General features: G+C 64.0%; 7 protein-coding genes. 1 reads left to right on the top strand and 6 read right to left on the bottom strand.

Annotated features, from left to right (window positions below; all coding sequences use genetic code 11):
• Positions 1–200: 200 nt before the first annotated feature.
• From ENJ19_04425 to purD, 6 genes are all read right to left on the bottom strand, one after another.
• Positions 201–1,238 carry a cytochrome-c peroxidase gene (locus ENJ19_04425; protein ID HHM04975.1) on the bottom strand — a complete coding sequence of 346 codons (1,038 nt, stop codon included), beginning with the start codon at positions 1,236–1,238 and terminating at the stop codon, positions 201–203.
• Between the two features lie 110 nt (positions 1,239–1,348).
• Positions 1,349–2,269, bottom strand: coding sequence for an oxygen-dependent coproporphyrinogen oxidase (locus tag ENJ19_04420; protein ID HHM04974.1), 921 nt, complete (start codon positions 2,267–2,269; stop codon positions 1,349–1,351).
• 53 nt (positions 2,270–2,322) lie between these two features.
• Positions 2,323–2,880, bottom strand: a complete 558-nt coding sequence (locus ENJ19_04415) for a tRNA threonylcarbamoyladenosine biosynthesis protein RimN (GenBank protein HHM04973.1) — start codon at positions 2,878–2,880, stop codon at positions 2,323–2,325.
• Positions 2,877–3,134 (bottom strand): hypothetical protein, encoded by a 258-nt coding sequence (locus tag ENJ19_04410; GenBank protein ID HHM04972.1) that lies wholly within the window; start codon positions 3,132–3,134, stop codon positions 2,877–2,879. Before ENJ19_04410 ends, ENJ19_04415 begins: the two co-directional genes overlap by 4 nt.
• Positions 3,134–3,589, bottom strand: a complete 456-nt coding sequence (locus ENJ19_04405) for a phosphatase (protein ID HHM04971.1) — start codon at positions 3,587–3,589, stop codon at positions 3,134–3,136. The genes ENJ19_04410 and ENJ19_04405 overlap by 1 nt, the downstream gene beginning before the upstream one ends.
• A gap of 23 nt (positions 3,590–3,612) precedes the next feature.
• Positions 3,613–4,902: a phosphoribosylamine--glycine ligase gene (purD, locus tag ENJ19_04400; GenBank protein HHM04970.1), complete on the bottom strand. Its 1,290-nt coding sequence runs from the start codon at positions 4,900–4,902 to the stop codon at positions 3,613–3,615.
• A gap of 314 nt (positions 4,903–5,216) precedes the next feature.
• Here purD and ENJ19_04395 point away from each other — a divergent pair.
• The coding region (locus tag ENJ19_04395; protein ID HHM04969.1) for a hypothetical protein at positions 5,217–6,696 on the top strand (1,480 nt) is incomplete at its 3' end.

Genomic DNA, 6,696 nt, shown 5'->3' with positions numbered 1-6,696 from the left:
CCTCGCGATGGGCACCTTTGCCGTTCGGCTAACCGTTCCCCTTGCCGGGCCGGTAGGGGACTTGCACCCCCAAGTCATCCCCTCGCCACCACAGCTCGGGAAATAGCGCCAGTCACGGCGCTACGCGCCATGCCTGGCGCACCACCAAAAAAAAGCGCCCTGGCGGGCGCTGATGCGGGGATTGGGGGAGGGGGAGATTGTTATTTTGATATGACGCTGAAGTTTGCCGTGCCAGGCAAACGCGGCAGGGTCTGGGCGGGGAATTCACCGGTGAGACTGTTGAGAAAGGCCACGATGTCGGCCACTTCGGCATCGCTCAGATCCTTGTTGAGCTGGGTCTTGGCCATCACTCTCACCGCTTCGTCCAGGGTCGGCACGGCGCCGTTGTGAAAGTAGGGGGCGGTGAGGGCGACGTTGCGCCAGGTGGGCACGCGGAACATGTGTTTGTCGGCTTCATCTTTGGTCACCTGGTAGCGGCCCAGGTCTTCGTCGAGGCGGTATTTCCTGACGTAGGCGTTATCGGTGAAGGTGGGGAATTTCTGATAAAACCCTTGCCCCATCGCCAAGGCCGGGCCGGCGAAGTTAACGCCTGTATGGCAGGCGGTGCAGCCTACTTGCTCCACCCGCTTCATCCCCCGCACAGCGGCTTCCGACAGGGCTTTCTTGTCGCCTTTCAGATAGCGGTCAAAGGGACTGTCCGGCGTGATCAGGGTGCGTTCATAGGCGGCGATGGCTTTGGCAAGGTTGTCGTACGTCAAACCGCCCTGGGCGCCGAACACCTGTTCAAACTGCGCCACGTAACCGGGTATGGTGCGCAAACGGTCGATCACCGCCTGTTCCGACGGCATGCCCATCTCGACGGGATTCAAAATCGGGCCCTTGGCCTGGGCTTCCAGGCTGGGCGCGCGACCGTCCCAGAACTGGGCCGTGAGAAAGGCGGCGTTCCATACCGTGGGCGCGCTGCGGCCGCCCATTTGGCCGGCCACGCCCACGGACACGGGACGGTTGTCGGTGCCGCTGGCCATGACGTTGTGGCAGGAATTACAGGATACGGTGCCATCAATGGACAGCCGCGGATCGAAAAAGAGCTGCTTCCCCAGCTCGATTTTGGCTGCTGTCATGGGGTTGTCCGCGGGAATGGGCGGGTGCTCGGGCAGGGTGTCGAAGGCAAAAGCACCGGCGGCAGCACTCAGCAAAGCCGCGGTCACGCCGGTTCTGATCCAGTCTGGAGTTTGCATGGGCGATTCTCCTTGAGTAATTGAAAAAGGCAGTCCAAATTTTAGATTAAATCTAAGATCCGGTCTACCACGCCCTGCGACCCAATAACCACAATAAAAATAAGTTTAACCTATTTCTCCACCTGAAGCCAATCACGGGGTTTGAGAAACACTTCATACAGCCCGGCCTCCGGAGTACCCGGTTCCGGATGCCAGTTGTAGCGCCATTTCACCAGTGGCGGCAGAGACATGAGTATGGATTCGGTGCGGCCACCGGTCTGCAGGCCAAACAAGGTGCCACGGTCATAAACCAGGTTAAATTCCACATAGCGCCCCCGGCGATAGAGCTGGAAATCCCGCTCCCGCTCACCATAGGGCAGGTTTTTGCGGCGCGCCAGGATGGGGCGGTACGCCTGAAGATAGTGATCTCCCACGCTGCGCAGAAAATCGAAGCAGCGGGGAAAACCCCATTCATTGAGATCGTCGAAGAACAGGCCGCCGATGCCCCGGGGTTCGCCACGGTGTTTGAGGAAGAAATAGTCGTCGCACCATTTCTTGTAGCGGGGATAGACCTCCGGGCCAAACGGGTCGCAGGCGGCTTTGGCGGTGCGGTGCCAATGCCCGGCATCCTGCTCGAAACCGTAGTAAGGCGTGAGATCGAAGCCGCCGCCAAACCACCAGATGGGCTCGGCGCCTTCTTTCTCAGCAACAAAAAAGCGCACATTGGCGTGGGAGGTGGGCACGTAGGGATTGCGCGGATGGATGACCAGGGAGACACCCAGGGCCTGGAAATTCCGGCCCGCCAGTTCGGGGCGGTGGGCGGTGGCGGAGGCGGGCATTTGGTCGCCGTAGACATGGGAGAAATTGACCCCGCCCTGCTCCAGCACCGCCCCCTCCGCCAACACCCGGCTGCGCCCGCCTCCCCCCTGGGGCCGATCCCAACGGTCTTCTTGAAAACGGCCACCGCCGTCCTCTTCTTCCAATTCGGCGCAGATGCTGTCCTGCAATGACAGCAAGTATTGTTTGACGGCATCGATATCGGGTGCGGACATGGTTGTGGTTCCTCTCTTTACATGGGTCCAACAGAACCCGTGGTGCAGCAAAATCACCCCGCCCGCACCACCCCCCCGGTGAGCGCGTCACGGATTTCGGTGGGCCGGGTGAGACGACCCGTGGATCCCGGCACAATATAGTCGACTGCGCCGGGAAAATAGCGCCTGACCTGTATGGCATCACGGGCGGGCGGACGGCCGGCGGGATTGGCGCTGGTGGACACCAGTGGTGTGTTGAGCACGCGGCACAGGGCGGCGGCAAGGGGATGGGCCGTGACCCGCACCGCCAAAGTCGGATGACGGCCGCGCAGCCACTTGGGCGCACCGGGCCGGGCGGGCAAGAGCCAGGTCACCGGACCGGGCCAGGTGTGACCAAGCTGTTTTTCCAGCGCCACTGACGGCGGCGCTATCAAAGGCAGCAGTTGTTCGAAGCGGGCGGCAATCACAATCAAACCCTTGTCCGCCGGACGGTGCTTGAGCGCCAGGATGCGCTGCACCGCGCTGGCGTTGTAGGGGTCGCAGCCCAGGCCCCACACCGCTTCGGTGGGATAGGCGATCACGCCGCCACGGGCAACACAGACCGCGGCACGTTTCAGATGCCAGCGGTTCAACGCGTCCCCGCGCGGGAACAGGGGCCGGGGATGCGGCTGACGGCCCCCACCGCGCCACCACCGCCTCCTCCACCGCGCTTGCCGTTTACGCTGAAAAGGCCACGGCTGCCGCCACCTTCCCCACCGCGCCCGCCACCGGAACAATGGCTGCGAAGAACCGGCCACATCAGCAAGTTGCTCGGGGAAAACACCAACACCCGGGGCAGGAACACGGCATTGAAGGCGGCGCCGCCCATCAGCGGGAGCGCACGCATTATTGCCGCCCTCCCCGCTCGCCCTCCACCGCCGCCAAAGCCTGGTGCAGGAACGCTGTCCACACTGCATCGGGCTCCCACACGGTTCTGATATCGGCCAGGATCCCGCTTTTGGCTCGACCCTCATGACGAAAACGGTACAAGGCCACGAATACGGACGCGCGCATGTTCCTGGCGCAGTGAACAAAGCGCCGATGCTGCCTGTGTTCGTTCATCGCTGCAAAAAAGACGTGTAGGTCAGCCGCAGTGGGCCGGGTCCAGATCACGGGAATGTGCACATAGGCCATGCCCAGGGCGGTCACCGTTGCCGGCTCATCGGGCAGGGAATATGGAGCGTCGTGCAGGGCGAGATTGATGACGACCCCGTAACCCGCCGCGGCCACGGCACCGAGCTGGGCCACGCTGGGCTGGCCGGCACTGGCAATGCCCGCCGACCACTGCCGCCAGGCGGTGATACCGGCCGGGGCTGTACCGCAGCTCACCGGCCCTGCTCGCGCGCCACCGCCCGATAGCCGATATCGCGGCGGTACAACATGCCGTCCCAGTGGATGCGGCCGACAGCTTCGTAGGCGCGCACCTGGGCCTGCGAGACGCTCTCACCCAAGGCGGTCACGCACAACACCCGGCCGCCGTTGGTGACCACCTGATCCCCTTTCAGGGTGGTGCCCGCGTGAAAGACTTTCACGTTCTCACCCTCAACCCCGTCCAGCCCCTCAATCACATCGCCTTTACGCACCGCTGCGGGATAGCCGGCCGCCGCCAACACCACACCCAGCGCCGCGCGGGAATCCCACTCGGCCTGCAGCGCGTCCAGCCGGCCGTCCAGGGCGGCCTCCACCAGATCCACCAGATCCGACTGCAAACGCATCATGATGGGCTGGGTTTCCGGGTCACCGAAACGGCAGTTGAACTCCAGCACCCTGGGAGTGCCATCGGGGGCGATCATCACCCCCGCGTACAAAAAGCCGGTATAGGGATGGCCCTCGGCGGCCATGCCGCGCACGGTGGGTTCAATGACCTCGTTCATGATGCGGGCGTGAATCCCGGGCGTCACCACGGGCGCCGGAGAATAGGCCCCCATGCCGCCGGTGTTGGGGCCGCGGTCGCCCTCGTCGCGGGCTTTGTGATCCTGGGAGCTGGCCATGGGGAGAATATGCGTGCCATCGGCCATGACGATGAAACTGGCTTCCTCACCCTGCAAAAACTCTTCGATCACCACCCGGTGCCCGGCCTCACCGAAGGCATTGCCCGCCAGCATGTCGCGCACGGCCGCCTCAGCCTCCGCCAGGGTCCGGGCCAGAATCACCCCCTTGCCCGCCGCCAGCCCGTCGGCCTTGACCACGATGGGCGCACCCCGGTCACGCAAACAGGCCAGGGCCGGCCCGACCTCGGTGAACACGCCGTAGGCGGCCGTGGGAATGTTGTGGCGCGCCAGAAAATCCTTGGTGAAGGCCTTGGAGCCTTCCAGTCGGGCCGCACCTTGGGTGGGCCCGAAACAACGCAGTCCCGCCGCCGCGAAGGCATCCACCACCCCGGCCACCAGGGGCGCCTCGGGACCGACAAGGGTCAGGTCCACGCCCTGGCCGCGGGCGAAAGCCACCAGCTCTCCCGTCGCACCGGCGGCGATGGGAACGTTTTCCAGCTTGGGCTCGCGCGCGGTGCCGGCATTGCCGGGGGCCACGAACACCTGGGCGACGCGGGGCGATTGGGCCACCTTCCACGCCAGGGCATGTTCGCGCCCGCCGCCGCCGATGATGAGTACTTTCATGGCATCCTTTGATTCTGAGTACCGTTGAAACGGGGGCACAGGATACCCCAAGGCAGGGTGATACCCAAGATAAGCATTAGCGCTTACTTATGCAGGCCACGCGCCTGCCCCGGCAGTGCCGGAAAATGTGACCCGCATCACAGTATTCCCGCCCTGCCCCCTCTTCAAACTCAATCCACCTCGTCGATACCCCCAGTGGCTTGCACGGAAGAACTCGCCTGAGGGAGGGGCACGAATTTACACCGACCATCGTAGGACGCCACGTCCCGCGCCCACAGCGGACGTCACGCCCGAAGAGAGGAGATTTCAGCGCAATGAACAAAAAACTACTTTCCGTCGCCATCGCCGCGGCCCTGGGACTTGCCGGCTGCGGCGGCGGCAGCAGCACCAGCTCTACCAACGACACCAGCCAAAACGACAGCAGCAACAACACCCAGCAGAACGACGACGGCGAAATCATTTCCGCCCTGTCGGAAGGCTTTGCGCTGCCCACTGAATTGTCTGCGGTGCCGGCCGACAGCGACAACAGCGCCCAGGCCGCCCTGGCTGCCGGCCTTGGTCCGCGCCTGCGTGCCCTGTCCCGCGCCGTGGCGGTGGACGAACTGCCGGCGGACTCCGACTACGCCAAGGCCCAACCCAAGAAATACATCGAAGAGCGCGCCCTGGAGCAGTTTGAGGTCATCGAGCAGGTGCTCAACGCTGTGGGCCAGACCCACTATGCCGACGCCGGCAACGTCAACGAAGGCCCCTACACCGCCATGGTGACCTGGGTGGACGACCAGGACGGCCGCCAGGTGAAAACCCTGCAACCCTGGGTGGTGGACTCGCGCATGATTGTCATTGACGGCCAGGACGTGAACCGGGTGCTGGCCTGGATCGAAGAACCCAGCGAAGAAGTGCCCGGCACCACCGAACTGATCAAGGCCGAGTTCAAGATCTACAAAGCCGCCACCGTGGCCGCTGACGGCGCCTTCATTGATTATGGCGACTGGGATTTGAATGTGTCCTTCGGCGAAGACAGCAGCGGCACCGTCACCGACTACTTTGCCGCCACCTCCCGGGTAAGCGACGGCGTCACCACCATCAAGATTCACGAAAGCTTCCCCGACGGCCCCCCCGGCGCCGGTGGCGAGGCCGCGACCTATGAACTCAAGGGCATTCTGGTGCGCTCCGCCACCAGCGGCTACGGCAAAGTGGCCTTCCCCGACTGGGAGTCCTGCTTTGGCCCCGACGCCGGCGCCGACTGCACGCCCGACACCAAAGAAGTGGCCTACGCCTACAATGCCGCCTTCCTCGGCGTGGACGACGACCCGGCCACCGAGGGCGCCGTTTACAAAGACCGCGACCCCGCCAACGCCGTGGAATTCACCCACCGTTACGGCCTGTTCTACGCCAATGCCGACAGCGACAACAGCATCGGCGCCGGCGACAATGTGGAACGGCACAAGGCCTTTGGCTTCCCCATCCGTTACACCGACGACCACGGCCTGACCCGTTATGCCTACTACGGTGCCTGGCAGGGCCGCCATGAAATCTGGGGCGGCGAGCGGGACGGCGTGGCCGCCGGCACGGAAGTCACCCGCGACGACCGCGGTCCCAATCAGACCGCCGAAACCTACACCGTGTCCGACAAATTCAACGGCACCCTCACCAAGCGCACCCTGGTGGACGGCAGCCTGTCTGACATCCAGGGCATCGTGGTGGAAACCTGGATCAACAAACACTGGGATCTGATGTGGGACCAAAGCGCCAACAACGGCGACGGCGCCTGGATGTATTGCGACGGCTGGACTG

The organism is Gammaproteobacteria bacterium (assembly GCA_011375345.1).
In the GTDB taxonomy this organism is placed as follows: Bacteria; Pseudomonadota; Gammaproteobacteria; order DRLM01; family DRLM01; genus DRLM01.
Note: the sequence above shows the minus strand (reverse complement) of the source record. Positions and strands in the feature narration are given on the sequence as shown.

Coding starts and splice junctions, on each gene's coding strand:
- ENJ19_04425 (HHM04975.1), bottom strand. CDS start 1,238: ATGCAAACTCCAGACTGGATCAGAACCGGCGTGACCGCGGCTTTGCTG.
- ENJ19_04420 (HHM04974.1), bottom strand. CDS start 2,269: ATGTCCGCACCCGATATCGATGCCGTCAAACAATACTTGCTGTCATTG.
- ENJ19_04410 (HHM04972.1), bottom strand. CDS start 3,134: ATGCGTGCGCTCCCGCTGATGGGCGGCGCCGCCTTCAATGCCGTGTTC.
- purD (HHM04970.1), bottom strand. CDS start 4,902: ATGAAAGTACTCATCATCGGCGGCGGCGGGCGCGAACATGCCCTGGCG.